This window comes from Haloarcula sp. CBA1131 (genome assembly GCF_008728975.1).
GTDB lineage: Archaea > Halobacteriota > Halobacteria > Halobacteriales > Haloarculaceae > Haloarcula > Haloarcula hispanica.
Window position 1 is genome coordinate 847007 of record NZ_RPCY01000001.1, and the last position, 26568, is coordinate 873574.

Sequence of the window (26568 nt, forward strand, 5' to 3'; positions counted from 1 at the left end):
GGTCGCTACACACGCCGGTAGATGCGGTGTCGTTTGTCGACCGCTTCGAAGGAGTCCCGACACTCCGCGGGCAGCGTCTCGGTCATGCCGATCATGAGATATCCGCCCTCGCGGAGCGACCCGCGGATCGTCTCGAAGATGGGGACCTTGAACTCCGAGTCGATGTAGATGAGGAGGTTCCGGCAGAACACCAGATCGAAATCGCGCTTGGGGTCGCCCCGGATGAGGTCGTGTTGCTCGAACGTGACCATCTCTTTGACCCGGTCCCGGACCTCAAACGTGTTGCCGTCCTGCTCGATGTACTTCGTGTAATCGTCCAGCGGCTCCAGCTCGTCTGCGATGTCGGTCGTCTGGGAGGTCGCGTAGGTACCCTTTCGGGCTTCTTCGAGGATGTCGGCGTTGATGTCCGTCGCCGTGATCTCGACCCGCCGGGCGTCGATCTCGGGGTCGTCGAGTGCCAGCATCGCCGCCGAATACGGCTCGCGGCCGTCGGCACTCGGGGCCGACCAGAGCCTGACGCGACGGTTGTTCTCCGTGAGGTCCCGGAGGACCGGCCGCAATCGCTCCCAGGCGTCCGGGTTCCGGAAGAAACTGGTGACGTTGATCGACAGCGAATCGAGCAGTTCCTCGCGCTCGCCGTCGTCGCGCTCTAGCAGTCGCTGGTAGGACTGGTAGTCCTCGGTGTCGGTCCGGCGCATCCGCGCGGTGATGCGGCGGTCGAGGTACGAGTCGTTGTAAAAGCCCGACTCGAAGTCCATCTCCTCGCCGATGAACTCCACGAGGTCGTTGAAGGTGCGCTCGCTACCTTTGTTCATAGCGTCACCACGTCGAGGATGTGGACGATGTTCCCGTCGCCGAGAACGGCCGTGCCCGAGAGGCCGGGTGTTCCCGAGAGGATACCCTCCAGGGGCTTGACGACGACCTCCTCCTGGCTGTTGACCGAGTCACAGTGGAGCGCGACCTGGCGTTCGGACTCGCGGATGCGGACGAGCATCCCGTCGCCGTTTGCCGTCTCGCCCTCGATGTCGAAGGTGTCGTCGAGGTGGATGACCGGGTAGATCTCGTCGTTGTGCTTGATGACTTCCTGGCCGTTGACCTGCTTCGCCTCCTCTGTTCCGGTAATCTCGTCGACGTTCTTGATCGGGACGCCGTACTCCTCGCCGCCGACCTTGACGAACAGCACTTTGACGATAGCCATCGTCACCGGCAGGCGCAGCGAGACCGTCGTTCCCTCGCCCGGTTCGGAGTCGACGCTGACCGACCCGTCGAGCTGGGAGACCGTGTCGTGGACGACGTCCATGCCGACGCCGCGCCCGCTGGTGTCAGTCACTTCGTCGGCCGTCGAGAAGCCGGGGTGGAACACGAGGTCGTACACCGCGGAGTCGTCCATCGCGTCCAGTTCCTCGGGCGAGCGGACGCCCTTTTCGACGGCCTTCTCCCTGATTCCACTCACGTCGAGCCCGGCCCCGTCGTCTTCGACTTCGATGATGACGTGGTCGCGCTCGCGGGAGGCCCGGAGCGTGATGTGGCCCGTCGGGTCCTTGCCTGCCTGTTCTCGCTCCTCGGGCGACTCGATGCCGTGGTCGACGGCGTTCCGGAGGATGTGCATCAGCGGGTCCGAGATCTCGGTGAGGATGGTCCGGTCAAGTTCGATGTCCTCGCCCTCGATATTGAACTCGATGTCCTTGTCGAGTTCGCGCGCGAGGTCGCGGACGAGCCGCGGGAACTTCCCGACGACCTTCTTCAGCGGGATGAGCCGCATATCCATCACCGTGTTCTGGAGGTTCGCCGTGATCTTGTCCAGTTCGTTCAGCGTCTCGCCAGTGGAGTCGAGGTCGTCTTTCTCGACACCACGCCGGAGCTTGATTCGGCTCGTGACCAGTTGCTCGACGAGCCCGTGGAGGTCGTCGAGCTGGTCCACGTCGACGCGCACGGACTTGATCTCGTCGACGCTGTGTTCCTCCTCGTTGTCCGGCTCCGGGTCCGCGCTCGGCTCAGCATCCGACCCGGCAGCGGCGACTGCGGCGGCGTCCCCGGTCGCTAGCGCGTCGGTCACGTCGGTCACGTCGAAGCTGTCGACCTTCCCAGTCGTTCCCAGTTCGGCGTCGACGGTGGCCGCGTCGGGGCCGTCGAGATACAGGACGAACGTGTCCTCGAACTCGCCGTCCTCGATATCGGCACGGCTCGGACTCGAATCGAGAATGTCGAACCGCCCCTCGATGGACTCGACGGCAAGCATCGAGTCGACGCCGAGCATGTCAGACTCCCCGACGCTGATTTCGGCCTGCAGGACTCGCTCGTTGACAGCGTCGGCGTCGATGTCGGCATCGCTGACGCTGGCATCCGCGGAGAGCGACTCGTCGCTGTCCGAGGAGCCACCGTTGTCTGTCGTTTCGGTGTCGCCCGCGGCGGCGGCCCCTTCTTCGAGAACGGCCCGGAGCTCTTCGACCATCTCGTCGGTCTCCGTCCCCGATTCGCCGTGCTCTTCGATCTCCCCGACGATGACCTCGATCTGGTCGACGCCGGCGAAGACGAGGTCCATCAGGTCCGGCGTGACCTCCATCTCGCCCTGGCGCATCTCGTCGAGCAGGTCCTCCATCGCGTGCGCGAGGTTCGCTGCGTTATCAAAGCCCATCGCTCCGAAGTTACCCTTCAGCGTGTGGGCTGTCCGGAAGATCGAATCCATCGCCTCCGTGTTGGAGGGGTCGGACTCGAGCTCGAGCAGCGAGTTGTTGAGTTCGGTAATCGCTTCTTCACTTTCACGGATGAATGCGTCTAAATACTGGTCGTCCATTGTCAGGTCACCTCAGTGGTAATCGTGTCGATAATGCCGTCCGCAATGTCGTCGATAGGCAAGACAGTGTCCACACAGCCGGTCTCGGCGGCGCGCTTTGGCATGCCGTACACCGCGGACGTGGCCTCGTCCTGTGCGATGGTCTTGCCACCGGCTTGCTTGATCCGCCGAATCCCGTCTGCGCCGTCTTCGCCCATCCCAGTGAGGATGAGTCCGACGAGCGGGTCGTCGATTGTCTCCGCGGCCGTTCGCATCGTCACGTCGACGGCCGGCCGGACGCTGTTGACCGGTTCGTCCTGTGTCAGCTTCGTCCGCAGTCGGCCGTTCCGGTAGTTCTTGACCTCCATGTGCCGGTCGCCGGCAGCGACGAGTCCCTCGCCGCCGCCGATGCGCGCCCCGTCTGTGGCCTCCCGGACCTCGTAATCACTTCGCGTGTTGATCCGCTCGGCGAACCGGCCGGTGAACCCCTCCGGCATGTGCTGGATGATGAGCACTCGGAGGTCGGCCTCGATGGGGAGACTTTCCATTACCTGTTCCACCATCTTCGGGCCGCCGGTCGAAGAGCCGATGACGAGCGTCGGGTTCGCAACGTAGGTCGTCTGACTCGACGAGCCTCCGGTTGCCCTCCGGTCAGTGGCTGAACCGCCGGTTGTTGGTGAGCCCGCTCCGCTGTCGCTGCTTGTCCCGCCGTGGCTGTGTGTCGCGCCGACATCGACCGCCGCGACGGAGCTGACCATCTCGACCAACTGGTCTTTCAGGCGTGACATCTCCATCGATACCTCGCCACCGGGCTTGGTGAAGAAGTCGACCGCACCCTTATCGAGCGCCTCGAACGTCACATCGGCGTTTTCGTCGGTGTGGGCCGACAGCATCAACACCGGTGTCGGAGACTCCGCCATGATGCGCTCCGTCGCCTCGATGCCGTTCATTACTGGCATCTCGACGTCCATCGTCACGACGTCCGGTTTGTGTTCGATAACAGCTGACACTGCCTCCTCGCCGTCACGCGCCTGCGCGACGACGTCGATACCGCCATCACTGAGGATATCAGAGATGACACTCCGCATGAAGTGAGAGTCGTCTGCGACCACGGCGCGGACACCATCTGCCATATCACCAACGCTCCCGTCGGACAGGAGACATCGGCGAACGAGACATCCTCATACCTACTTCCAAATCCCGTCCGGCCCCGAAATAAATACTCCGCCCACGTAATCAAAGTTGATAGCCCAGCAGGCACCTTTATGCGCCCCTGTCCGCGACAGTTTGGATAAGAACCGCAATGGCAGCACAGTCAGCCACCACCGGCCAGGTACTCGAGTTCCAGCTCGGCTCGGAAACGTACTGCGTGAGTATCGACTACGTGACTGAGATCGTCGATATCGGCGAACTCACGTCCGTCCCGAACGCCCCGCCGCACGTCCGTGGCGTCATGGACCTTCGCGGGCGCACGACATCAATCGTCGACCCCAAGGTCGTTTTCGGTATCGAGGACGAGGGCGAAGAGAAGCGCATCATCGTCTTCGACCCGGAGATCGTCGAGGAACAGGGTGCGGCCGGCTGGCTCGTCGACGAGGTGTATCAGGTAGTCCAGATCACGCCGGAGCAGGTCGACCGGTCCCCCGCGAACGACGCCGGCTCAATCCGGGGCGTGATCAAGCGAGATGACAGTTTTGTTATCTGGGTGGACCCCGCCATCGTCCACGCTGGTGACTGATTCCGGTTTGTTTAGCGACACACCAGCAAGACTTTTTAACATTCCCGACAGAGAAGTATCTAATCAACTTCCAGTTCCTTCCGAAACTATGATTGAGCAAACCAAAACGGGGATCGAGGGCCTCGACGACATTCTGAACGGCGGTATTGTGAAGAACTCGACGACACTGGTGAGCGGCAACCCCGGTGCCGGGAAATCGATCCTCTGTCTCCAGTACATCTACAACGGCGTCGAAAAATACGACGAGAAGGGCATCTATCTCTCCTTCGAGGAAGACGCGTCGGACCTCCGAGAGGCCGCCGAATCCATCGGCTTCGAAAACTGGCAGGATCACGTCGACAACGGCGACATCAAGGTGTACGACAAGCAGGTACTCCTGCGCGAGAACGACTTCACGTCCTCACTGGATATTCTCCTGGATGAGCTCGAAGACGGCGACTACGACCGGTTGGTGCTCGACTCACTCGCCATGTTCGAACTGTTCTTCGAAAACGAGAAGGAGAAGCGGACGTATCTCCTGAAGTTCACCGACATCCTCAGCGACAGCGGTCTCACGACGCTGATGACCAACGAACAGGGGGCCGTCTTCCCGGACACCGAGATCGGGCTGGAGAACTATCTGACCGACGGCAACATCTACCTTATCCAGACGCCGACTGATACCGGTGTGAACAGATACGTCTGGGTCGCCAAGATGCGAAAGCAAAACATCGAGACGGACATCTATCCGATGGAGATCGACCGCGGCGGTATCGACGTCCACCAGAACGCCAGCGCCTTCTCGATGATGAGCGAGGAAGAATCACCAATTTAGCGATACAATAGAGCCATTATTACTCGGTAGAACGACGGATACAGCGGCACAGGCCGCTGTTTTCGTACGAGCGGCCTGTAGTGCGTGTTTGTCTCCTTTCAGTCGATATCACAGGCGATAGCTTTATTATCGACTGAATTTATTATTTGATAACGATGGATTCAGGGGAGATTCTTCAGACGCTTGGCAATAAATACAGTGCCGAAATCCTCGACGCGACGGACGAACCGGTCTCCGCACAGGAACTCAGCGACGAACTCGGAATCCCCATCGCGACGTGTTACCGACGCATCGACGAACTGACCGAACACGACCTCCTGGAACTACACGACAACATCCTCTCTGACGACCGCCGACGTATCAAGGTGTATCGGCGGAACGTGGACGAGGTCCGGGTCGATTTCGACGACGAACTGACCGTCCACATCGAAGAGCGGTCGGAAGTGACCAACAAACTCGACGAGGCGTGGCGGACCCTATCTGAGCGGTAGAACGCCTCTTCTCGGCGTTATCACGAAAGATATTTTCGAGCGTGGATTTAATAACGGGTTCGCTGTAGCCCTGTACAGTGCTGATGATAGAACTTCTCTATGCCATATCGACGCTGGTGTTCGTCGTGGCCGGACTGACAATGGTCGGGATGGCCATGCGGGCGTACGTCCAGACATCCCGGCAGGCGATGCTTCACCTCTCGGTGGGATTTTCGCTTGCAATCGCGGGCGCGGCCGCGACGATGATTAGCGCGTTCATCAACGACTTCGAGGGCGTACGGTCGTTGTTGCTAGTCAACAGTGGGTTGACGACGTTCGGCTATCTGTTCGTGATGTACAGTCTCGTCACGTACGAGTGAGTGTGTTTCTCGACTGCATCAGTTGACCACCCTGCCCGTGAGCGGATTTCTCTGTGACTCATCTCATTGTCGACTCCGGTTTCAACGTCTATTTTCGTATAGACCGCCCCAGCTTGCACGCAACACGATACCTCTCGGCCACACACAAGACAACCAGCTATTTCCATCGCTGATACCGACCTATAGAAGCAATTAAATCTGATTCTTAGATGCGACGTAGCTCAGTTATCTTCTTCAGACCTAACTATAGGTGTTCTTCTGTCGAAGCAACTCCTCAGGCCCTCAGCGATCTATTATCAAGTAGTATAATTTGGGGGGAGGTATTATTACTGACGAAAAGAACGGTTGGATAGGGTCAGACAGACCCGGATCAACAATGCTAACGGAACTAACGAACGACGACGACCGCGGGCAGGTCGGTATCGGCACCCTGATCGTGTTCATCGCGATGGTGCTGGTGGCGGCAATCGCTGCGGGCGTCCTGATCAACACGGCCGGCTTCCTCCAGAGCAGCGCCGAGGAAACCGGACAACAGAGCAGTGACCAAGTGACGAACCGACTGCAGCTCGTCAACGCCGTCGGTGAAGACATTCAGTCATCCAGCAGTACAATCAACACGGTCAAGCTGACGGTGAAGAAGGCACCCGGTGCAGGTAATATCGATCTCGGCAGTACAATCGCCCAGTGGGTCGACTCCAGTGGCTCGTACGACCTCACCTACGAAGGGACCTACGACGGTAACCCGGGCGCGAGCGAGTTCTCCGTCGCTGACGTCCAGGACGATGACGGATCGATTTCGGGAAGTCAGGTTCTGAACGACCCGTCTGACCGCGCGACGATCATCTTCAGCGCCGAAGAGATCCGCGGCGGCGCTGCTGATGACGGCCTCGGTGAGGGTGAGACGGCGACGGTTCGTCTGAACACCCAGTCCGGCGGCACGACGACCGCTCGGTTGGTCGTCCCGGAGACTCTGTCTGGTAACTCCGCAGTCACCCTCTAAGGCGTCATATCTTTCAGTTTCAATTGCTGATATACTCGTAGCTTATTTCTGCCTTCTGCGTGCTTTCCACCGGTTAGCTTGTGGCACACTACTGGCTCCGACACGTAACGGTCATTTAGGAGTCCTCACACGGCCAGACGTTTTTGTTGACTACTGCTCTCAGAGATAGAATTCAGCGACCCGTCTATTCTTGGACAAATATCTGTTTCGGCCGCTGAGACTGTTGCTTACGATGATCAGTGGCTTGGTTATCAAGACGTATAATTTGAGAGGAGGTATTATTACCCATGAAAAGAGTCAACAGATAGGGTCAGACAGACCCGGATCAACAATGCTAACGGAACTAACGAACGACGACGACCGCGGGCAGGTCGGTATCGGCACCCTGATCGTGTTCATCGCGATGGTGCTGGTGGCGGCAATCGCTGCGGGCGTCCTGATCAACACGGCTGGCTTCCTCCAGAGCAGCGCCGAGGAAACCGGACAACAGAGCAGTGACCAAGTGACGAACCGACTGCAGCTCGTCAACGCTGTTGGTGAAGAAATCGATTCTTCAAGCAGCACGATCGACACGGTCAAGCTGACGGTGAAGAAGGCACCCGGTGCGGGCAACATCGACATCGGTAGTACGATCGCCCAGTGGGTCGACTCTACTGGCTCGTACGACCTCACTTCGTCTGGCTACAGTGACACCCCACCCTCCGACGGGTCCTCCTTCGCTGTCTCTGATGTGCAGGACGACGACGACTCGATTTCAGGGAGCCAGGTCCTGAACGACCCGTCTGACCGCGCGACGATCATATTCAGCGCCGAGTTAATCCGCGGAAGCGGCACCGGTGACGGCCTCGGTGAGGGTGAGACGGCGACGATTCGACTGAACACTCAGTCCGGTGGCACGACGACCGCTCGGCTGGTCGTCCCGGAAACTCTGTCTGGTAACTCCGCAGTCAGCCTCTAAATTCGGTTATCTTTTCGGTTCGACGTAGTTCTCTTTTCGTCCACCCTGACCAGCGACGGAGTTATACGATAGCCTCACACACTAGTATCTATGGCTCGGCGGTCAGACGAACCGAATCCAGAGGAGGGCAAGGTACTCTCGCCCGAAGAGCTCGATATCGCCGACGACGAGCACGTCACTGAAATCGACGAGGGCCGCTACGTCGTTTCGTCGGACGTCCGCACTGACGACTCCTACGGGAACCACGTCTCATCGGATTCGGCGTCTGAATCCCCGCCGTCTCCTGCACCGGACCCGGAGCCGTCGACTCCCGAGTTCTCCGATGCGAACGTCCACGAGTGGCTTGCCGAACAGATGGCCGACTCGAACGCCAGATACGGCTTCGACGTGACCGCGAAGTTCGACGGCGACGTCGACCAGCAGCAGCTCGCTTCCAACGACATTGTCACTGTTTTCGAGAGCTTCATGCTCTGGTACGGTCGCCAGATGGACGGGTCGACACCGGTCGAAGAAGTGCTGGGTATTCTGCTGTCGGAATCGAACGTGCCGGTTCGCTATCCGCCGGCAGTCATCAAACAGCTCGTCCGGTCGACGCAACTGACGCCGGACGATTCTATCGCTGATCTCTTGGAAGCCGTCGAGGCCGCCGACGGTGCCGAACTCTGAGACGGGCCGCTGTAGGTCATTTCCACAACGACCACCTGCAATCGAGCAGCTATCGCGATGAACAGGGGCAGCAACCTGCCCAACCGACGAGGGATTTAAATCCGGTCACGGCAGTGTGTAGGGTAGATAATGGTCCCGCGCCATCCGCTGACGGCCGTTGCCCTGTTCGTTCTGGTAACGCTCGTCGTGACGGGACCACTCGTCGGCGTCGACGCTGTCAGGCCACAGCCGACGACTATCGGTGACGGGTCGGCGACTATCAGTTCCGTCCAACTGCCGACGTCGGAATTACGGTTCACGGACGGCCGATTCGGCACGAACGTCGTGTATCTCAGAGTGCCCGATGCCAGCGTGTCCGTCGACTCCGTGACGGGGCGTCCGAGACTGCTGTATCAGGTCGCAGTCCCTGCGCTCGACATCTCCCTCGAAGACGAACAGGTCCTTTCGGACGGTCAGTCCGGGACGTACCGGCTCGCACCCGGTGACAGAGCGGTCACGCCGTCGTCACTGGAGCGGGACGTGTACAGAGGAACCGTCCTGCTTCGGGTCCAGAGCTTCGAAACCGCTGAGACAATCGTTGCTGAAAACGTGACAGTGCAGGTGGAGCAATGATTCGAGACATCGAACGGCTCACTGGCCGCTGTCGCCAGGTCGGAACGGCAATCTTCGGTGACCGCTACGGCTATGTCCTCTGGCTCGGCCTGCTCGTGACGTTCGGACTCTACTGGCGCGTTGGCATTTTCGTCACCGACACGTACACCACTGCCAACGCCCTCGTCGCTGTCTCGAACGGGCACCTCCACATCGTAGAGACGCCGTACTCCCTGACACTCGGCGCGCAACCGGGTCTGCACGAGGCCGGCGGCAGGCTTTACGGACGCAACTACGGCCAGATACTTCTGGCTGTCCCGCTGGTCTGGGCGTTGCAAGCGCTGTCCGTGCTCATTACACCCCGGCTACTGCTCCTTGGACTCTGGTCGGGCACTGCGCTCGTCTTCGTGGCTCACGTCAGCGTGCTCGGACAGCGCCACACCAGTATCACCAAGCGCACAACTCTGTGGGTCGGTAGCGGTCTGGTTGCGGTCCTGTTTCTGATCGGTGCGCTGACAGCGACAGCCCTCCCGGACACTTCGCTCCCAATAGCCGCGTTCCAGATATCGACGATGCTCGCAGCAGCGACGACCAGCGTCGTCCTCTACCGCCTCGTCGGAATCTGGCACGACCGCTCAGTCGCCCTGGCGGCTGGTGTCGCAATCGGTATCGCCTCGTCTGTTGGGTTCTGGGCTTCGCTTCCGAAACGGCACGTTCTGGTAGGGCTATTGACACTGACGACGGTGTATCTGTTCGCTCGGAGCCGAGTTGCGTATGCCGACGCCGAATTTCGGCTCGGGCTGGGTTTTCGTGCCGGCGCGTACATCGCCGCTGGTCTGGTAACCTGGACCCACGCCTTCGAGGGCTTTTTCCTCGTGGTGACGCTGGCTCTCGGAGACCTTGTCACTGCAAGGCGAAACTCGCTTCTCCATCTGGCCGTTGCCGCCCTCGCGCTCTTCCTCGGCTCGCTCCCGATGCTCGTGACGAACTTCCTTATCTCTGGTAACCCGGTCAAACCGCCGCGGTTGCTCTCCGCCGTCGGGGGTGCGAACGTCGAATTCACACCTGAGACCGGCGGCGATGCCGGAACCGGTGGCGGTAGCGGCACTGGCGGCACTGAGGGTGCCGGAACGGACGGTGGGACTGGCGGGGGTTCCGACGGAAGTGGTGGCGGGTCTAGTGGTGGCAGTGATTCCACAGGGGCGGACGGTGATACCGGAACGCCGATCATAACACCGATTCTCGGCCTGTTCGACCGGATCATGGGACCTGCGGCCCCCGCGATGGTGTTCGTCTCGGATGCGGTCAGCCGTGGTCTCGACGTCCTGGCTACGCCCGAGCGACTGTCACAGATTTTCCTGCGGAGCGGCTCCGCGCCACAGATCAACTACGCTCCTAACTCCTACGAGGCGATCGAACTCACGATGGTCGAGGCCGTCCCGCTTTTCGGCGCGGTCGCGGCACTCCCCGTGGTCCTAGTCCGGTCAGTTGCTCAGCGGAGGCGGCAGTGGAATGTCCGTCCGTCGCACTATTCCCCCGAACCCAGACCGATATGCTCGTTGCGACCCTCGCAACTGTGTTCACGCTCGTCTATCTGAGCCGCCTGCCACTGCACACACAGCTCACTGTTCGATATCTGCTGCCGACGGTCCCGCTGATCATGTACGGCGTCGTTCGGATTCCGGCGGTCCACGAAACCGTCAGCGACGCGAAGCGGTGGCTCGCCGGCGGGTACGCTGCGAGTACAATTGGTGGTCTCCTCATCGGACTCGGCGTCGTTGCCGGACTTGATCTGGCGCTCGGGGAAGCGGTACAGTTCCACGCACTCCTCAATCTCGGTGGTGCTGGTGTCTGTGCTGGGGCTGTGCTGGGCCGCATACTCGTTCCCGACCGCGTCCCGTCCAGAGTGGTCGCACTGGGTCTGGCGCTCCCGGCGGGGCTGACGACAGCGTACCTCCTCCTCTCGGGGCTCGTGTACTTCCAGTATGGCTCCTTCGCGCTCGATTTCATTCGCGTTCTCACACCGCATCTCCCCGCGGTGTAACTGGGTTTCGGGACCCACCGATATCACACGCGATAATTTACGGGACACCTTTATCTAACTCATCACGATATGTAGGCTTGATAGGCATGCCAGACGTACTGATCGCCGACGATTCAGAGTTTATGCGTAACCTCCTCCGCGAGATTCTCGAAGAAGACCACGAGATCGTTGGGGAGGTCGAGAACGGTGTCGAAGCTGTCGAAGTGTTCAAAGAAGAAGGGCCAGACCTGGTGATGATGGACATCGTGATGCCCATCCGGGATGGCATCGAGGCCACGGACGAGATCAAATCTTCCAATCCCGATGCGAACGTCATCATGTGTACAAGTGTCGGCCAGGAAGAGAAAATGAAGGAGGCAGTGAAAGCGGGGGCTGACGGATACATCACCAAGCCGTTCCAGAAACCCAGTGTGATGGAGGCCATCGAGGACGTCGTCCCCTCATAGATGAACGTCGATATTCAGTCGCTCGGTACGTTCAACCAACTCGCTCACGAGGGGGCCGAACAGGCCACGCAGTCGATGGGCCAGATGACGGGCATCGATGCCGTCGTCGACGTAACCAAGATAACGCTGCTCGACAGAGCAGACGTCGGCGAGGAACTGGCCGGCCGTGACTTCGTCGGCGTCCAGTTCTCTTTCGATGGCGTTCTGGAGGGCGATACCGTTCTTGCCTTCGACGTAGACAGCGCCGGCACGATCACCGAGGAGATGATGCCCGGTAGCAGCGACGACGAGGCGATGGCCAGGAGTGGCATCGAGGAGATCGGCAACATCATGATGAGCGGTTTCATCGACGGTTGGGCCGACTACGTCGGTGCGACCATCGATCACTCGCCGCCGGAGTACATCGAGGAGTCCGGCGGTGACGTGCTTCCCGATGCACCCGAGAACGGCGACCACCAGCAGGTGTTCGTGTTCAAATCGGAGATCGAATGGATCGACGAGTCGGTGAACTTCTACATCTACATGCTCCCTGAGTACGAAGCGCTCACGGAGATGATGATGGACCACGTCGACACGGACGGCGACGCCATCCCCATCGACAAGCTCCAGACGTTCAACGAGATGACGACTAGCGGCACCCAGAAAGCCGCTGACAACGTCGAGATGATGACCGGCATCCCGACCGAGTCGGAGGTGACTCAGATCAGTTTCGCCCCCATCGAGGACGTGCCAAAGCAGATCGGCACGGACACGTTCGTCGGGACGGTCGTCGAGTTCACCGGGACGCCCAGTGGCTACCTCATGGTGCTGTTCGACGAGGTCTCCGCGATCAACGTCGCAGAGGCGATGATGCCCATCGAGATGGACAGCGACGAGCTAACCGACCAGCACAAGGCCGCCATCGAGGAACTGGGGAACATCATGACGAGCGGGTTCGTCGACGGCTGGGCGAACGTCCTCCAGACGTCAGTCGAGCACACGCCGCCGCGGGTCGTGCACGACATGGGGCGGGCGATTATGGACCCGCTGGCGGCGCAGGTCGGACAGTATCAGGAGCACGCGTTCATCATTGACTCCCAGATGCGGACCGACGACATCGAATTCCAGGCTGAGATTCACGCCCTGCCCAACGAGAAAGAGTTACGCGCCGCCCTCGACGACCTCGATGTCGAGCGGGCGACCGAGACGGGCGCGGACGTCGAACAGATATTCAAATAATGAAAGTATACGATGGTAGCCAAACAGAGAGTCCCGAACAAAGTACGCCCGAGCGTATCAAAGTCGGCATCGCGGAGTACAAGGTGACCACAGAGCCGGCTGTGCTGACCACGAGCGGGCTGGGCTCCTGTATCGGTATCGCGGTATACGACACCCGTAACACGGTGGCCGGGCTCGTTCACGTCATGCTTCCGTCGGCGGCTGATATCGACGGCGGCAACCATGCGAAGTTCGCGGACACGGGCATCGAAGTGCTCATCGAGGCCATGGCGGATGCCGGGGCGTCGACGGAGGCGATGGAGGCCAAAATCGCCGGCGGGAGCGATATGCTCGACTTCTCCGAGAACGGCTCCTCTATCGGTTCGCGAAACGCCAAGAAGGTGCGCGAGACGCTGGATGCACACGGCGTTCCCGTTGTCGGCGAAGACCTGGGTGGCGACCACGGCCGGTCCGTCAAACTAGAAGCGGACACCGGCAATTTCATCGTCAAAAGCGCGAACACGGATTCGATAACGCTGTGACGTCTGCGAGCAGGACTCGTGCGCGACTCCGGACGTCAGACGGGTGACTGCCGTTCGTCTGCCGGGGGCGCACTGACACACTCTGTTCCCCGATCTTCCGTCCGAAATTAATCTGAAATGTAATGGGCTAGTACTTGAATAGTTAATTTACTGTATCTGAGCCGGGAAAATGGGGTATTATTATCAAATATGATACGCTAAGGGGAATATTCAAGAGTAGAAACAGCATGAGATACAAGAGATGAGTAGTCTCGCTCTCGTGCCGCTGGCTCCAGCCGTCTCACCGGAACTGGTTGGACTGGCACCCGCCCTCTTTGTCTTGCTGACCGGCGGGCTGGTCGGTATGAGCATCAAGAATATGTTCGATTCGATCCTGTCGGACGACGAGAGCGGGGATGCGAGCGAGGACGGCGGTGGCGGCGAGATGGCCGACGGCGGCGGTCTGATGGCTGACGACGGCGGTGGCGGCGACGACCTCGGCGGTCTGGGTGGGCTCGACGACGGTGGCGACGACATGGGTGGGTTCGGTGACGACGAGTTCGGCGACATGGAAGACGCGAGCGGACCCGACACCGACGAACTGGAACACCGTCTCGACGAACTGGAAAACGAGGTCGGTAGCCTCTCTTCGACGGTCAACACGGTTCGGACAGAAAACGAGAGCATCTCCGAGTCCGTCGAAGAGACCGAGGAGAACGTCCGGAAGCTGCTCGATATCTACGAGATGGTCACCCGTGGCGTCAACCCCTTCGCCGACGACGTCGACGGCGGTATGGGCGGCATGGGCGAAGGCGGCGGCTCTTTCGGCCTGTTCGACGACGACGGGAGCGACGATACCGAGGAGGACATCGACGACGACGTCGCCAACGCCGACGCAGAGGGCTTTTTCGACGAAGACCTGACGGAGGACACTGGCGGCGACATGTCGATGGACGACGGCGGTGTCGACGACATGTTCCCCGACGACGGTGGCGACGACATGGGCGACTTCGAGGACGACGGCGGGTCGTTCGACGAGGAGTTCGACGACTTCGACGACACGGAGGACGACATGAGCATGGACGATGGGATGAGCATGGACGACGGGGAGAGTATGGACGAGGACAGCGACGACGGCGACGGCGGCAAATCGTTCGCAGAGCTCAAAGACGAGTACGAGTCCGGCGACGCCGAGTGGGCCGAGGGCGAGGAACCCGAGGAAGAAGCGGACGACGACGATGACCTGCTCGGCGAAGGCGATGACGACCTGCTGGGCGAGGAGGACGATATGCTGGGCGAGGAGGATTCGGACGACGATATGGGCGGGCTGGAAGACGACGACCTCTTCGACGAGGTCATCGAGGACGACGGGAGTGACGAGGCCGAGGCGGCTACGGAAGCCGAACCGGAACCGGAGCCAGAGCCGGAACCCGAGCCAGCCGTGGAACCGGAGCCAGAGCCAGAGCCGGAACCGGAGCCGGAACCGGAACCGACTGCCACACAGACTGAGACGGCGGCCACCGGCAGCGGCGATGAATCAACGGTAGACGACGGCTCGGATGCGGACGCGGACGACGACGGGAAACCGTACCTGGCGACGATGCCGGAAGGGTTCGCGGCGGACCTCATCATCGTCGAGTGGCTCGAGTTCCTGGTCCAGCACTCGGGCTACCGCGAGACGGCTCGCGCTATCGACTACTACGAGACTATCGACTGGATCGACGAGTCGGTCGCGGACCAGCTCAAGGAGTACCTCCGCGGCTTCAACGACGTGAACGACACCGGGGATGGGCTGTCTATCGACCACCACACGGAGAGCCTGCACTACATCTCGCAGCTTGACAGTGACAGCGGGGCTGACGCCGTTGCGCTCTCGAAACTGGTCGGTGGAGGTGGTTCCGATGGGATTCAGCGTTAGCGGCTCGGCAGCCGTCATCTTCGTGGCCGCGTTCATCGGCTTCGGAATGTTCTACTCCGCGACCGCGAACAGCTTCGAGCGCGTCAACGACGCTCGCGAGGACCAGCGAGACCAGCTGCTCGACCAGCAAAACACCGACATCTCGCTTGTCTCGGCGACATGGAACGCGAGCGGCAGCGAGAATCTCGTCGTGACCGTCGACAACACCGGCTCCGAGACGCTGTCGGTCGAAGCAACCGACCTGCTGGTCGACAACGACTATCAGGCGGGCTATGACACGACCGTTGACACCGACCCCTCGACGGATATCTGGGCGTCACAGGAGCGGTTAGAGATTACCGTCACCTCACTCAGTAGTCAACCCGACCGGGTGAAAGTCGTCACCGAGAACGGCATCGCCGAAACGATGGTGGTGAGCTAACATGGCGAGCGTTTCCGTCTCTCACCTGATCCTGTTCATCGCGTCGATGGCTATCGCCGCGAGCGTGGCCGGCGTCTTTACGAGCAGTATCGGCGAGCTGAGCAACGCTGTCTCGGAACAGGGGCTGGACGTGAGTAGCGACGTTCGGACCGATGTCGAAATCATCTCCGACAGCGGCAGCAACACCATCTATGATAACGGCGCAAACACAATCACGATTCACGTCAAAAACACCGGCTCAGAGACGTTAGCGCCAGTCCCCGGGCAGATAGATGTGTTCGTCGACGGCACCTTCGCCACCGACTACACGGTGACGCTGGAGCCGGACGGCGGTAACAGCTGGCGGCCCGGTGAAGTCGTTCGCATCGACATCAACGACAACCTTGACGGTGGCGACCACCGCCTCAAGCTGATTGTCAACGGCGACGAGGAGGTGTTCGAGTTCAACACATGAGTATCGCAAGTACTGACCTATTCTCGCTCGGACTGGACGATCACGACCGACTGAACAAGGAACTGGGCGGCGGTATCCCGCCCGGCAGTATCATCCTCGTCGAGGGTGACTACGGGGCCGGCAAATCCGCCATGAGCCAGCGGTTCACCTACGGCCTTTGTGAGGAGGGCCACGAAGTGACCTACCTCTCGACGGAACTCACCGTCGGGAGCTTCCTCGACCAGATGCACTCGCTGTCGTATGACATGGTCGACCACATCCTCGACGAGGACGTGCTGTTCCTGCACGCCGACATCGGCGAGTCGAACGCGCTCACCGGCGGTGACGAACAGTCCGAGCGGAAGGAACTCCTCAAGCGGCTGATGGAGGCTGAAGTGATGTGGGACGCCGACGTCGTCGTCATCGACACGTTCGACGCCATCCTCCGGAACGACCCCAAGTTCGAAGCCCTCGTTCGGCAAAACGAGGAGCGACAGGCCGCACTGGAGGTCATCTCCTACTTCCGGGACGTCATCTCACAGGGCAAATGCATCATGCTCACCGTCGACCCGTCGACGCTGGACGAGGAGGCTATCGGTCCGTTCCGGGCCATCGCCGACGTGTTCATCGAACTGGAGATGATCGAGGTCGGCAACGACGTGCGCCGGCAGATCAACGTCCTCCGATTCGCCGGCATGGGCGAACAGGTCGGTGACACCATCGGGTTCTCGGTCCGCTCGGGAACCGGCATCGTCATCGAATCGCGCAGCGTCGCCTAGAGGTGATATAAGATATGACAGACCACGGACGTGCGAAACCGTCGGACGAACTTCGGCAGATGGCAGCGCGGCGGCCCCACCTGCGGGACCACCTGAAGAAGTTCAAGCAGATCACCGGTGAGTTCCCAATGCTCATCGACGAGGCCGACGACGAGTACGAGACGAACCGGCCGAACGTGCTCTACCCGGTCGGCGGCCCCATCTTCTGTCATATCTACGGCGACGTGGGCCAGGACATGAAGTACTACGCCATCGAGCCGGAACTCGACGAGGACGAGCGGGCCGTCTTCGGAAAGGTCCGGAACCGTCTGCTCCAGCGCAGCGTCAACAAGCCCGCGCCCGAAAACGAAGCCCAGTTCGACGACCGTATCGAGGAACTCCTGCAGGAGACAACGAAGGTCCGGGACGAGGACAGCGACAGCGGCGTCCTCACGCGCCTGTCGAACCTGACCGACGTGAACAGCGTCGAGGTCACACAGGAGACCTACGAGAACATCCTCTACCGGCTGAACCGCGACATCGTCGGCCTCGGCCCGCTCGAACCGGTCATGCGCGACCCGGCCAACGAGGACATTCACGTTATCGGCCGCAGCGAATGTCACGTCGATCACGGGGTCTACGGGATGCTCGAAACCACTGTCGAGTGGCAGAGCGAGGAGGCCTTCGACCAGTGGCTCCGCAACATGGGTGAACGGATGGGTGACCCGGTCTCTGACTCGGACCCTATCGTCGACTCGACGCTGCCGGACGGGTCGCGTCTGAACCTTATCTACTCCGACGACGTGAGCCTCAAAGGCCCGTCGCTCACCATCCGTCAGGGCGACGACGTTCCGCTCTCGATTTTCCAGATTACCAAGTGGATGACGCTGTCGCCGCAACTGGCCGCGTATCTCTGGCTCTGTCTGGAGAACGAACAGACGGTGTTCGTGGTCGGGGAGACGGCGTCCGGGAAGACGACGACGCTGAACGCCATCACCTCGTTCATCCCCGACGACGCGAAGATCTACACCGCGGAGGACACCGCCGAGGTGCTGCCCCCGCACAACACCTGGCAGCAACTCCTCACTCGTGAGGGCGAAGACGAGGGGACCAGTATCGACATGTTCGACCTCGTCGCCGCCGCGCTGCGTTCCCGCCCCGACTACATCATCGTCGGGGAGGTTCGTGGTGAGGAGGGGCGGATGGCGTTCCAGGCCGCCCAGACCGGCCACCCGGTGATGCTGACCTTCCACGCGAGCGACATCGTCTCGATGATTCAGCGCTTCACCGGCGAACCGATCAACGTCCCCGAGACGTTCATGGACGTGGCCGACGTGGCGCTGTTCCAGAACCGCGTCAAGCAGGGCGATCAGGTCCTGCGCCGCGTGACGAGCGTTCAGGAGATCGAGGGGTACTCGAAGGAGATGGACGGTGTCGTCACCCGGCAGGTGTTCAACTGGGACCCCGTCGAGGACGAGATCATCTTCCAGGGGATGAACAACTCCTTCGTCCTCGAAGAGCAGATAGCGACCCTCCTGGGGTACGAGGACACGCGTGATATCTACGACGACCTCCAGTTCCGTGCTGACATGATCGAGCGGGCCATCCAGGAGGGGATTCTGGGGTATCACGAAGTCAACGACTTCATCTCGGACTTCCAGCGTGACGGCGTCGAAGGGATTCCGTTCAACATCGCCAGGCCTGACTAACGATGGCACAGGGCGAAGCCGAAAGCGGACTCGACCTGACGATATCCGAGACGATCCAGTCGCTCGTGGAGTCCTACCGCCAGATGACGATCCCGCTGGAGCGGTATCTCTTCCTCATCCTGCTGCCAGCCGTCGCCTTTTTCGCTATTTCCACGGTCGTCGCCTTACTGCTGGATCAACCCCTTGCGGTCCGAGCACCGATTCCCCTGCTTGGATTTCTGGTGATGGCGTCGGCGATTTTCTACCCAAAGATCCTCCTGAGCCAGCGCAAGCGCGAACTCAACAACCGGTTTCACCTGCTTATCACGCACATGACCGTGCTGGCGACGACGAAGATCGACCGGATGGAGGTGTTCCGAACGCTGGCCGAGGAAGACGAGTACGGCGAACTCGCGATGGAGATGCACCGCATCGTCCAGCTAGTCGACACCTGGAACCTGAGCCTCGACGACGCCTGCCGTCGCCGGGCCAAACAGGTCCCGAGCCGCGCAGTTTCGGACTTCTTCGACCGCCTCGCGTACACGCTCGGGGCCGGACAGGGACTCGACGATTACCTCCTGACTGAACAGGAGCAGATCATCCAGCACTACTCGACGGTGTACAAGAGCTCGCTCGACAGCCTGGAAGTCATGAAGGACCTCTACCTCTCGATGATTCTGTCGATGACGTTCGCGCTGGTGTTCGCCGTCGTCCTGCCGGTGCTGACCGGAACGAACCCGACGATGACCGTCAGCGCCGTCATCGTGATGTTCGTGTTCGTCCAGACCGGCTTCTACCTCGCCATCCGCTCGATGGCCCCCTACGACCCGGTGTGGTTCCACCCGGTCGACTACCCGTCGCCGATCGAGTCCAAACTCAACAAATCGATGGTCGCCGGCGTGGGACTGTCGATGCTGCTCGTGTTCATCACGCTTGGGGGGATGCTCGGCATCTCGCCGATCACGCTGAACGACCTCTTTTTCATGTTCGACGAGGTGCCGCTGCCGCTGTACGCCGCCGCGCCGATCACGCCGATGCTCATCCCCGGCATCGCCTTCCGACAGGAAGAACAGCGCATCAAGGACCGGGACTCCGAGTTCCCGAACTTCATCCGTGCGCTCGGGGCGACCGAGGGCGCGAAGCAGTCGACGACCGGTGCGGTGCTTCGTACCCTCCGCAAGAAGGACTTCGGCGCACTCTCGCCCAACATCGATAATCTCTACAAACGACTGAATATGCGGATCGAGCCGACCTCTGCCTGGCGCTTTTTTACCGCCGACTGTCGCTCCTATCTCATCCAGACCTTCTCCGAGATGTACCTCATCGGCCGCGAGATGGGTGGATCGCCAAAGCAACTGGGCGAGCTTATCTCCGAGAACATGAATCAGGTGCTACAACTCCGCCAGAAGCGCAAGCAGGCGGCAACGACGCTTGTGGGCCTCCTCTACGGGATGACCGCCGCGTCGACCTTCGCCTTCTTCATCGGCCTGCAGGTCGTCAACATCCTCGCCGACATGTCACTCAACCTGTCCACTGGGAGCCGACTCGACGCCGCCTCGCTCATCAATACCAGCGTCTACAACATCCCGCTCATCGAGTTCCTGCTGATCATCATTATCATGTTCGGCGCGATGCTGTCATCGTTGATGATCCGGACCGTTGACGGTGGCCACAACGCCAACACCTACATGCACTTCGTGGTGCTCTCGTGGATCGGCGCAATTACTGGGACGTTTACGAAGTGGCTGGTGTCGCAGTTCCTCTCTATCTAGTACCTTTTTACTTCGTCGCCCTTCCTCGCGGCGCTTCGCGCCGCTGTGGGAGGGCTCCTCGCAAAAATCTACGCTAAAAACGACCTCCGAGTCGCGGCCTGCGGCCGCGCTCGGAGTGAAACCGCTCGCTCCGCTCGCGGTACATCAGCAGCGCAGCCTTCGGCAGGCCTGCCCTTCCCCGGGTCGCGCCACGGAGGGCGCTCCCGGCCCACGGATCATGACATCTATTCCCGGCCCACAGCACCGCGACAGTGGCTCTCCGCAAGCACGCCGCAGCAGTCCCGCGACAGCTACCCTTCGAAGCCGTCTTCCCAGCGGAACAGGCCGTCTTTCTGAATCGTCTCGCCGTCGACTTCGAGCCGCGACCCCTCGCCCATCGTCGTGATGAGGTCCTCGTGGACGGCGCTGTCGTTGCCGGATTCGCCCTCAGGGAGGCAGGCGTCGTACGCGCGCCCGAGCGCGAGGTGGACTGTCCCGCCCATCTTCTCGTCGAAGAGGATGTTGTCGGTGACGCGGTCGACGCCGCGGTTCATCCCGATACCGAGCTCGCCCAGTTGGCGCGAACCGCCGTCGGTCCCGATGATTTCGCCGATGACACCCTCGCCCTGTTCGGCCGCCCAGTCGACGACAACGCCGTCCTTGAACGTCAGCTCGACGTTTTTCACCCGGCGGCCCTGTATCGTCATCGGCACGTCGAAGGTGACGACGCCGGCGGTGTCGTAGGGCGCGGTGAACACCTCGCCGGAGGGGAGGTTGTGGGAGTCGTAGGCCACGCTGGCGGCGGAGTTGACGGCGATACGGCCGTCGATGTACAGCGTGATGTCCGTCCCGTCGGCCACGATTCGGACCTCTTTGCCGTCGTCGAGGATATCCTTCAGTTGGGCCTGCTCCTCCGCCAGCGCCTCCCAGTCCCGGAGCGTTGCGTCGTAGACGAAGTCTTTGTAGTCAGCGTAGGCCATCCCGGCCTGCTGGGCCATCGCCCGCGTCGGGTGCTGGGTCGACACCCAGTCGGTGTCCAGCCGGGCCTCCCTGATTGCCTGTCGCGCCGTCGAGTACGCCTGTCGCTGGTCGCTGTCCACGTCGGCCGTCTCGGTAGTGTTCCGCGACCCTTTCAGGAACAGCACGCTGTCGGCCCGTTCGTACAGCGCCAGTTCGTACTCGGGGTTCTCGGTGAATGACCCGTCGTGGGCCCCCAGATAGGCCCGCGTGAGTTCGTCCGACTGGTACGTCGACAGGAGGTTCGCGCCGCGGTCGCCAAGCTGCTCGGCCACAGCGACTGCGAGATCGTGTGCGCCGTCCTCGACAGCCACGACCACGTCGTCGCCCGCGTCGATGCGAGCGCTCCAGTCGACGAGAATCCTGGCGTGTTCGCGTATGCGGTCGTCCATATTCTCACCAAGAGTGGCCGGAACAAAACGGCGGTGGTCCCGGGATTACAACGGACGATGTGATTGTATTCCGTGGATTTTTTGCGTTCCAGAGCCGGAGTATCCGGTGCAGTACGGGACAGGACTCGTGGCAATTGCTGGCTCCCACGACCGCTTCCGAGACGGTCGGCCGGGGCGGTACCATGACTGACGACGGCACGGATGGTGTTCGTGCCACGCTTTTCTGTCGAACCGCAATCCCTACCTGTTCGGTCAGCGACTCCCCGGTATGGAACTTGGCGTCATCGGACTCGGACGCATGGGCCGAATCGTGGTCGACCGCGTGCTCGAAGCCGGCCACGAGGTCGTCGTCTTCGATATCGACGAGAAGAGCGTCGCCGACGCAGCTGAAGCCGGTGCACAGCCGGCATCGTCCATCGCCGACCTCGCGGCGAAACTCGGCTCGGAGAAACGAATCTGGCTGATGGTCCCAGCCGGGGACCCGGTCGACGCCGCGCTGGATGAACTGGCCCCATCACTGGACGATGACGACATCGTGGTCGACGGCGGTAATTCCTACTTCGAGGACTCGGTTCGCCGTGCCGAGTCGACCGATGCGGCCTACCTCGACTGTGGCACCTCCGGCGGCCCCGCCGGTGCGGAGCTGGGCTTCTCGCTGATGGTCGGCGGCCCGCAGTGGGCCTACGACGAACTGGTTCCCGTCTTCGACGCCGTCGCGACCGGCCCCGACGGCCACGACCGGATGGGGCCGGCGGGGTCGGGCCACTACGTCAAGATGGTTCACAACGGGGTCGAGTACGCGCTGATGCAGACCTACGGCGAGGGCTTCGAACTGCTGGCTAACGGCCGGTACGACCTCGATCTGGAATCGGTCGCAAACACCTGGAACAACGGGGCCGTCATCCGCTCGTGGCTGCTGGAGCTCTGCGAGGAAGCGTTCCGCGAGGAGGGCAACGACCTCGGCGACGTGGCCGACCGCGTCGAAGGCGGGTCGACTGGGACGTGGACCGTGCAAGAAGCGCTCGAACAGGAGGTGCCGGTCCCGCTCATCTACCAGTCGTTGGCCGAGCGGTTCGGCTCGCGGGCCGACGACGGCCGCTTCTCGCGCCGCCTCGCCAGCCGCCTCAGATACGGCTTCGGTCGCCACGACGTCCCACGTCGGACGTGAGTGTGCTACCGTATCGCTTCAGAACTCGCTTGCCTGAGCGGTACCCTTTGCGAGCACCGTTGTCTGGTCGTCCCCGTGCCAAACGAGGCTGACTTCAGCTCCGTCTTCGACGCTAACGCGTGACTGGTCGCCGGCGGTCACCTCGCCGTCGTCATCGTCCCACCCCACTGTTCGTCCGTCCGCCACTTCGATAGTGAGTTGCTCTGCACTGATCGTATCACCACCGTCATGTGTCACGACGGCAACGACGCCGTCTGTCGTCTCTTCGTACTCGAACGTGAACGAGGCCTGCGGGGCCACAGCTACGTCGCCGCCACTGCTACCCATGCCCAGTACGAAGGACGCAATTATCGCCGCGACGATGATGATGATCGGAATCAGGATGAACAGGACAGCCACGCCGACGCCCAGTCCGACGAGTACCTTTCCGGCGGTACCGAGATCGTTCCACGAATCTTTTAGTCCCACGACATACTCCATTAATTGATAGTACTAAACACTGTGGAAATTAATCGCCCGTCGCCGGGCACACAGTCGTCTGGTGGCCGGGCCGTTCGCGGGCGGCTGCGGGTGAAACAACAGCTAATTAAACCAGTATTCCATAGCCGGACACATGGTAGAACTCGTTGGACTCGCCGCCGGGGCCACGCTCACCCTGATAGTGGTCGCGCTCCACTACGCCAAAGGGACCGGTTGGGAGGCACCGGAAGACATCTCCCAGGAGGTCCTCGAGCAGCGGGCCGCGACAGTCCCCGAGACGGACTTCCCGGAGCCGTACAACCGCTCTATCGGTGGTGGCGGTGCCACAGCGATTCCGGCTGGTGAGGCCGAAGGCGAACTCGGCGAAGGCGAGGAGGCCGAAGAGGAGGACGAGGGCTTCGACCCCGACGATATCGCCGAGGACGAGGTCGAGTACTACGAGATCGAATTCGCCAAGGAGGGTGAAACGATCGAGGTCGCCAACAACGAGCCGCTCCTTGACGCCGGCGAGGAGGAAGGCTGGGACCTCCCCTATGCCTGCCGCGAGGGCCAGTGTATCTCCTGTGCCGGCCACATCGAGGACGGCCCGGCCGAGGACTACATCCGCCACAGCAACAACGATTCGCTGATGGATGACGACATGGAAGAGGGGTACTGCCTGACCTGTGTCGCCTATCCGACCAGCGACTTCACCCTCGAAACCGGCGAGTCACCTTGACGCTGCGGTTCACAACCGTTAAGACGGACAGTCTGATAGCACTTTTCGTGGGCGGCTAGTTCAGCGGACAGAACGCCTGGTTCCGGACCAGATGGTCGGGGGTTCAAATCCCTCGCCGCCCGCTATTCTGCGAGGAACGGATGTGACGAGCGAATAGCAACACAAGAGCGGTTTGAACCCTGCCAGTCGCGCGCAGCGGAGCGAGCACGTCTGGCTTCGGTTCAAATCCCTCGCCGCCCGCTATTTTGCGGCCACACTGTGACCGATACGTCTCGTCCTACAGCTCTAGACAGCGGCAGGACTGCACGGCAATCGCCGCAACGTCCTTGAGGTTCCGACACAAGGTACGAACACATGCGTGTGCTCGTTATGGGTGCGACCGGATTCATCGGACAGCGACTGGTTCATACCCTGGCCGAAGCGGGCCACGAGGTGGTGGCGTTCTCCCGGAGCGCGAGCGAGGAATCCTTTCCCGACGGCGTCGAGCCGTTCGAGGGCGATCTCGGTGACCCAGACTCCCTCGATGGCCTCTGTGACGATATCGACGTTGCGTACTACCTCATCCACTCGCTCACGTCCGAGAACTTCGCCGAGTTAGACCGTCGCTACGCCCGCCGGTTCGCCGACTCGGCGTCGGCTGCGGGGGTCGACAGGGTCGTCTATCTCAGCGGTATCAGCGGTGACGAGGAGAATCTCTCACCCCATCTGGCGTCGCGACGCGAAGTCGAATCGGTGCTTGCGGAGGGGTCGTTCGACCTGACAGTACTCCGGGCGGCGGTCATCATCGGCCCGGAGAGCGCGAGCTTCCGGATTGTCGACGACCTGACCGACCGCCTGCCGCTGATGCTCGTCCCCAAGTGGGTCCGAACGCCGTGTCAGCCCATCGGCGTCGACGACGCAATCAGCTACCTCGTGGAGCTACTCGGTGCCGACGAGACCCGCGGCGAGACCTACGACATCGGCGGGCCGTCGGTGTGGTCCTACGAGTCGCTGCTGAAACTCACCGCCGCGGAGAAGGGCAAGCGGGTGTTTATCATTGCCGTGCCGGTGATGACGCCGGGCCTGTCCTCGCACTGGCTTCGCTTCACGACAGACGTACAGTACGCCATCGCGCGGCCGCTGGCCGAGAGTATGCGGAACCCGGTCACGGTTGACCCGGAGATGGACCTGCAGGACGTCGTGCCGATTGACCAGACGCCGATCAAGGACGCCGTTCGGCGGTCGCTGATGGCATTGTAGGCCCTGCGGGACTGTTTTGGGGCTGTGCGGTGCAGACGTAGCTATGCCCGAATCGGTCGCCGTTACTGGTGGCAACGGCCGCGTCGGCCAGCACGTCCTCGAACACCTGACTGCAGCGGGGTATCGAACGGTCAACCTCTCCCGTGGGAAACGGGAGGAAGACCATTCGGACGCATACGTCAGGACTGACCTGCTCGATGCGGGCGAGGTCTACGGCGCACTCGCAAAATCCGGCCCCGACGCGGTCGTCCATCTCGGGATGATTCCCACGCCCGACCACACGCCGGGGTACCGGACCTACGAGAGCAACGTCATGTCCAGCTATCATGTGCTGGAGGCGGCCGGCGAACTGGGTGTCGATACGGTTGCCCTGGCGTCGAGTTTCAGCGCTATCGGCGGCGGGTTCGAATCAGACCCCATCACAGTCGACTACCTTCCGATCGACGAGGACCACCGCCTCACGCCGTCGAACCCGTATGCAATGGGGAAACAGGCACTGGAGATCACCGCCGACGGGTTCGCTCGCCGGAGTGCGGACGCCCCGGACACTATCACGTCGCTTCGGCTTCCGTGGGTCGTCGACGACGACCTGGCCAGGGAGACGTTCGTCGAGGCAGACCGGACACTCACCGGGTCTCGGGCGTCACCGCACTTCCACACCCAGCGGAACACGCTGTACGCGTACGTCCACACCACCGACGCCGTTCGGCTCGTCGAGCGGGCCGTCGCGGCGTCGTTCGACGGCCACGAACGCGTCTGGGTCTCGGCACCAGATACGAGCGCCGAGACGCCGAGCGCCGAACTCGCGGCGGAACTGTACCCTGATGCTGACTACCGGGGGCCGACAGCCGACGACGAGAACCCGTATGCGACGCTCATCGACACGACGAAAGCCGAGCGGCTGCTCGACTGGGAGCCGACTTGGAGCTGGCGACAACTGGCGTGAAGTCAGCGGCGGCCCGCGCATCGATCCGGACGCCGCCATTA

At 61.5% G+C, this 26568-nt stretch carries 28 protein-coding genes and 1 tRNA gene; 24 read left to right on the top strand and 5 right to left on the bottom strand.

Annotated features, from left to right (window positions below):
* Nucleotides 1-5: 5 nt before the first annotated feature.
* The 3 genes from Har1131_RS04395 to cheB are packed head-to-tail and all read right to left on the bottom strand — an operon-like array spanning nt 6 to nt 3906.
* Nucleotides 6-815 carry a protein-glutamate O-methyltransferase CheR gene (locus Har1131_RS04395; protein ID WP_050037101.1) on the bottom strand — a complete coding sequence of 270 codons (810 nt, stop codon included), beginning with the start codon at nt 813-815 and terminating at the stop codon, nt 6-8.
* Complete coding sequence (gene cheA / locus Har1131_RS04400; protein WP_151145218.1) at nt 812-2794, bottom strand: chemotaxis protein CheA; 1983 nt, start codon at nt 2792-2794, stop codon at nt 812-814. Before cheA ends, Har1131_RS04395 begins: the two co-directional genes overlap by 4 nt.
* A 2-nt stretch (nt 2795-2796) precedes the next feature.
* Nucleotides 2797-3906 (bottom strand): chemotaxis-specific protein-glutamate methyltransferase CheB, encoded by a 1110-nt coding sequence (cheB, locus tag Har1131_RS04405; RefSeq protein WP_058990849.1) that lies wholly within the window; start codon nt 3904-3906, stop codon nt 2797-2799.
* Between the two features lie 170 nt (nt 3907-4076).
* Between cheB and Har1131_RS04410 the strand changes: the two genes are divergently transcribed.
* The 19 genes from Har1131_RS04410 to flaJ all read left to right on the top strand — a co-directional run bounded on the left by Har1131_RS04410 (nt 4077) and on the right by flaJ (nt 20588).
* Nucleotides 4077-4511: a chemotaxis protein CheW gene (locus Har1131_RS04410; protein ID WP_008307828.1), complete on the top strand. Its 435-nt coding sequence runs from the start codon at nt 4077-4079 to the stop codon at nt 4509-4511.
* Between the two features lie 88 nt (nt 4512-4599).
* Nucleotides 4600-5325: an ATPase domain-containing protein gene (locus tag Har1131_RS04415; RefSeq protein WP_050037098.1), complete on the top strand. Its 726-nt coding sequence runs from the start codon at nt 4600-4602 to the stop codon at nt 5323-5325.
* A gap of 155 nt (nt 5326-5480) precedes the next feature.
* Nucleotides 5481-5816: a helix-turn-helix domain-containing protein gene (locus tag Har1131_RS04420; protein ID WP_004515272.1), complete on the top strand. Its 336-nt coding sequence runs from the start codon at nt 5481-5483 to the stop codon at nt 5814-5816.
* Nucleotides 5817-5899: 83 nt separating this feature from the next.
* Nucleotides 5900-6175 carry a hypothetical protein gene (locus Har1131_RS04425; RefSeq protein WP_008307830.1) on the top strand — a complete coding sequence of 92 codons (276 nt, stop codon included), beginning with the start codon at nt 5900-5902 and terminating at the stop codon, nt 6173-6175.
* Between the two features lie 376 nt (nt 6176-6551).
* The gene (locus tag Har1131_RS04430; RefSeq protein ID WP_146416877.1) at nt 6552-7175 is read left to right on the top strand and encodes an archaellin/type IV pilin N-terminal domain-containing protein; all 624 of its coding nucleotides are present in this window, start codon (nt 6552-6554) and stop codon (nt 7173-7175) included.
* Nucleotides 7176-7506: 331 nt separating this feature from the next.
* Nucleotides 7507-8133, top strand: a complete 627-nt coding sequence (locus tag Har1131_RS04435) for an archaellin/type IV pilin N-terminal domain-containing protein (RefSeq protein WP_151145231.1) — start codon at nt 7507-7509, stop codon at nt 8131-8133.
* Nucleotides 8134-8223: 90 nt separating this feature from the next.
* Entirely contained in the window at nt 8224-8799 is a 576-nt protein-coding gene (locus Har1131_RS04440; RefSeq protein WP_014041342.1) for a hypothetical protein, read from the top strand.
* Nucleotides 8800-8928: 129 nt separating this feature from the next.
* Nucleotides 8929-9411 carry a hypothetical protein gene (locus tag Har1131_RS04445; RefSeq protein WP_050037095.1) on the top strand — a complete coding sequence of 161 codons (483 nt, stop codon included), beginning with the start codon at nt 8929-8931 and terminating at the stop codon, nt 9409-9411.
* Nucleotides 9408-10988, top strand: coding sequence for a hypothetical protein (locus Har1131_RS04450; RefSeq protein ID WP_225308076.1), 1581 nt, complete (start codon nt 9408-9410; stop codon nt 10986-10988). The genes Har1131_RS04445 and Har1131_RS04450 overlap by 4 nt, the downstream gene beginning before the upstream one ends.
* Nucleotides 10943-11434, top strand: coding sequence for a hypothetical protein (locus tag Har1131_RS22090; RefSeq protein WP_225308077.1), 492 nt, complete (start codon nt 10943-10945; stop codon nt 11432-11434). Before Har1131_RS04450 ends, Har1131_RS22090 begins: the two co-directional genes overlap by 46 nt.
* Nucleotides 11435-11520: 86 nt before the next feature.
* The gene (gene cheY, locus Har1131_RS04455) at nt 11521-11880 is read left to right on the top strand and encodes a chemotaxis protein CheY (protein WP_004515265.1); all 360 of its coding nucleotides are present in this window, start codon (nt 11521-11523) and stop codon (nt 11878-11880) included.
* The gene (locus Har1131_RS04460; RefSeq protein WP_014041338.1) at nt 11881-13098 is read left to right on the top strand and encodes a chemotaxis protein CheC; all 1218 of its coding nucleotides are present in this window, start codon (nt 11881-11883) and stop codon (nt 13096-13098) included.
* Nucleotides 13098-13619 (top strand): chemotaxis protein CheD, encoded by a 522-nt coding sequence (locus tag Har1131_RS04465; protein ID WP_014041337.1) that lies wholly within the window; start codon nt 13098-13100, stop codon nt 13617-13619. The genes Har1131_RS04460 and Har1131_RS04465 overlap by 1 nt, the downstream gene beginning before the upstream one ends.
* Nucleotides 13620-13860: 241 nt before the next feature.
* Nucleotides 13861-15516 (top strand): FlaD/FlaE family flagellar protein, encoded by a 1656-nt coding sequence (locus Har1131_RS04470; RefSeq protein ID WP_151145234.1) that lies wholly within the window; start codon nt 13861-13863, stop codon nt 15514-15516.
* On the top strand, nt 15500-15937 hold the full coding sequence (locus Har1131_RS04475) for a flagellar protein F (RefSeq protein WP_014041335.1): 438 nt from the start codon (nt 15500-15502) through the stop codon (nt 15935-15937). The genes Har1131_RS04470 and Har1131_RS04475 overlap by 17 nt, the downstream gene beginning before the upstream one ends.
* Nucleotide 15938: 1 nt before the next feature.
* On the top strand, nt 15939-16391 hold the full coding sequence (locus Har1131_RS04480; RefSeq protein WP_151145237.1) for a CARDB domain-containing protein: 453 nt from the start codon (nt 15939-15941) through the stop codon (nt 16389-16391).
* Nucleotides 16388-17149, top strand: a complete 762-nt coding sequence (locus Har1131_RS04485) for an ATPase domain-containing protein (RefSeq protein ID WP_014041333.1) — start codon at nt 16388-16390, stop codon at nt 17147-17149. The genes Har1131_RS04480 and Har1131_RS04485 overlap by 4 nt, the downstream gene beginning before the upstream one ends.
* Nucleotides 17150-17163: 14 nt before the next feature.
* Nucleotides 17164-18837, top strand: coding sequence for a type II/IV secretion system ATPase subunit (locus Har1131_RS04490; protein ID WP_023843417.1), 1674 nt, complete (start codon nt 17164-17166; stop codon nt 18835-18837).
* A 2-nt stretch (nt 18838-18839) separates the two neighbouring features.
* Nucleotides 18840-20588 (top strand): archaellar assembly protein FlaJ, encoded by a 1749-nt coding sequence (gene flaJ / locus Har1131_RS04495; protein WP_050037092.1) that lies wholly within the window; start codon nt 18840-18842, stop codon nt 20586-20588.
* 290 nt (nt 20589-20878) lie between these two features.
* On the opposite strand, the gene Har1131_RS04500 is transcribed toward flaJ, so the two are convergent.
* The gene (locus Har1131_RS04500) at nt 20879-21976 is read right to left on the bottom strand and encodes an aminopeptidase (protein WP_050037091.1); all 1098 of its coding nucleotides are present in this window, start codon (nt 21974-21976) and stop codon (nt 20879-20881) included.
* A 244-nt stretch (nt 21977-22220) separates the two neighbouring features.
* Here Har1131_RS04500 and gnd point away from each other — a divergent pair, with 244 nt between their 5' ends.
* Nucleotides 22221-23144 carry a phosphogluconate dehydrogenase (NAD(+)-dependent, decarboxylating) gene (gene gnd / locus Har1131_RS04505; protein ID WP_225308129.1) on the top strand — a complete coding sequence of 308 codons (924 nt, stop codon included), beginning with the start codon at nt 22221-22223 and terminating at the stop codon, nt 23142-23144.
* 18 nt (nt 23145-23162) lie between these two features.
* Here the strand turns inward: gnd and Har1131_RS04510 are convergent, their stop codons facing one another.
* Entirely contained in the window at nt 23163-23612 is a 450-nt protein-coding gene (locus Har1131_RS04510; RefSeq protein WP_129755612.1) for a type IV pilin, read from the bottom strand.
* A gap of 145 nt (nt 23613-23757) precedes the next feature.
* Here Har1131_RS04510 and Har1131_RS22640 point away from each other — a divergent pair, with 145 nt between their 5' ends.
* The 4 genes from Har1131_RS22640 (at nt 23758) to Har1131_RS04530 (ending at nt 26527) form a co-directional block, all read left to right on the top strand.
* The gene (locus Har1131_RS22640; protein ID WP_014041327.1) at nt 23758-24342 is read left to right on the top strand and encodes a 2Fe-2S iron-sulfur cluster-binding protein; all 585 of its coding nucleotides are present in this window, start codon (nt 23758-23760) and stop codon (nt 24340-24342) included.
* Nucleotides 24343-24391: 49 nt separating this feature from the next.
* Nucleotides 24392-24464 (top strand) — tRNA-Arg (locus tag Har1131_RS04520).
* A gap of 232 nt (nt 24465-24696) precedes the next feature.
* On the top strand, nt 24697-25581 hold the full coding sequence (locus Har1131_RS04525) for an NAD(P)H-binding protein (protein WP_151145241.1): 885 nt from the start codon (nt 24697-24699) through the stop codon (nt 25579-25581).
* A gap of 43 nt (nt 25582-25624) precedes the next feature.
* Nucleotides 25625-26527, top strand: a complete 903-nt coding sequence (locus tag Har1131_RS04530; protein WP_014041325.1) for an NAD(P)-dependent oxidoreductase — start codon at nt 25625-25627, stop codon at nt 26525-26527.
* Nucleotides 26528-26568: the final 41 nt, after the last annotated feature.

Coding starts and splice junctions, on each gene's coding strand:
- Har1131_RS04395 (WP_050037101.1), bottom strand. CDS start 815: ATGAACAAAGGTAGCGAGCGCACCTTCAACGACCTCGTGGAGTTCATC.
- cheA (WP_151145218.1), bottom strand. CDS start 2,794: ATGGACGACCAGTATTTAGACGCATTCATCCGTGAAAGTGAAGAAGCG.
- cheB (WP_058990849.1), bottom strand. CDS start 3,906: ATGGCAGATGGTGTCCGCGCCGTGGTCGCAGACGACTCTCACTTCATG.
- Har1131_RS04410 (WP_008307828.1), top strand. CDS start 4,077: ATGGCAGCACAGTCAGCCACCACCGGCCAGGTACTCGAGTTCCAGCTC.
- Har1131_RS04415 (WP_050037098.1), top strand. CDS start 4,600: ATGATTGAGCAAACCAAAACGGGGATCGAGGGCCTCGACGACATTCTG.
- Har1131_RS04420 (WP_004515272.1), top strand. CDS start 5,481: ATGGATTCAGGGGAGATTCTTCAGACGCTTGGCAATAAATACAGTGCC.
- Har1131_RS04425 (WP_008307830.1), top strand. CDS start 5,900: ATGATAGAACTTCTCTATGCCATATCGACGCTGGTGTTCGTCGTGGCC.
- Har1131_RS04430 (WP_146416877.1), top strand. CDS start 6,552: ATGCTAACGGAACTAACGAACGACGACGACCGCGGGCAGGTCGGTATC.
- Har1131_RS04435 (WP_151145231.1), top strand. CDS start 7,507: ATGCTAACGGAACTAACGAACGACGACGACCGCGGGCAGGTCGGTATC.
- Har1131_RS04440 (WP_014041342.1), top strand. CDS start 8,224: ATGGCTCGGCGGTCAGACGAACCGAATCCAGAGGAGGGCAAGGTACTC.
- Har1131_RS04445 (WP_050037095.1), top strand. CDS start 8,929: ATGGTCCCGCGCCATCCGCTGACGGCCGTTGCCCTGTTCGTTCTGGTA.
- Har1131_RS04450 (WP_225308076.1), top strand. CDS start 9,408: ATGATTCGAGACATCGAACGGCTCACTGGCCGCTGTCGCCAGGTCGGA.
- Har1131_RS22090 (WP_225308077.1), top strand. CDS start 10,943: ATGCTCGTTGCGACCCTCGCAACTGTGTTCACGCTCGTCTATCTGAGC.
- cheY (WP_004515265.1), top strand. CDS start 11,521: ATGCCAGACGTACTGATCGCCGACGATTCAGAGTTTATGCGTAACCTC.
- Har1131_RS04460 (WP_014041338.1), top strand. CDS start 11,881: ATGAACGTCGATATTCAGTCGCTCGGTACGTTCAACCAACTCGCTCAC.
- Har1131_RS04465 (WP_014041337.1), top strand. CDS start 13,098: ATGAAAGTATACGATGGTAGCCAAACAGAGAGTCCCGAACAAAGTACG.
- Har1131_RS04470 (WP_151145234.1), top strand. CDS start 13,861: ATGAGTAGTCTCGCTCTCGTGCCGCTGGCTCCAGCCGTCTCACCGGAA.
- Har1131_RS04475 (WP_014041335.1), top strand. CDS start 15,500: ATGGGATTCAGCGTTAGCGGCTCGGCAGCCGTCATCTTCGTGGCCGCG.
- Har1131_RS04480 (WP_151145237.1), top strand. CDS start 15,939: ATGGCGAGCGTTTCCGTCTCTCACCTGATCCTGTTCATCGCGTCGATG.
- Har1131_RS04485 (WP_014041333.1), top strand. CDS start 16,388: ATGAGTATCGCAAGTACTGACCTATTCTCGCTCGGACTGGACGATCAC.
- Har1131_RS04490 (WP_023843417.1), top strand. CDS start 17,164: ATGACAGACCACGGACGTGCGAAACCGTCGGACGAACTTCGGCAGATG.
- flaJ (WP_050037092.1), top strand. CDS start 18,840: ATGGCACAGGGCGAAGCCGAAAGCGGACTCGACCTGACGATATCCGAG.
- Har1131_RS04500 (WP_050037091.1), bottom strand. CDS start 21,976: ATGGACGACCGCATACGCGAACACGCCAGGATTCTCGTCGACTGGAGC.
- Har1131_RS22640 (WP_014041327.1), top strand. CDS start 23,758: ATGGTAGAACTCGTTGGACTCGCCGCCGGGGCCACGCTCACCCTGATA.
- Har1131_RS04525 (WP_151145241.1), top strand. CDS start 24,697: ATGCGTGTGCTCGTTATGGGTGCGACCGGATTCATCGGACAGCGACTG.
- Har1131_RS04530 (WP_014041325.1), top strand. CDS start 25,625: ATGCCCGAATCGGTCGCCGTTACTGGTGGCAACGGCCGCGTCGGCCAG.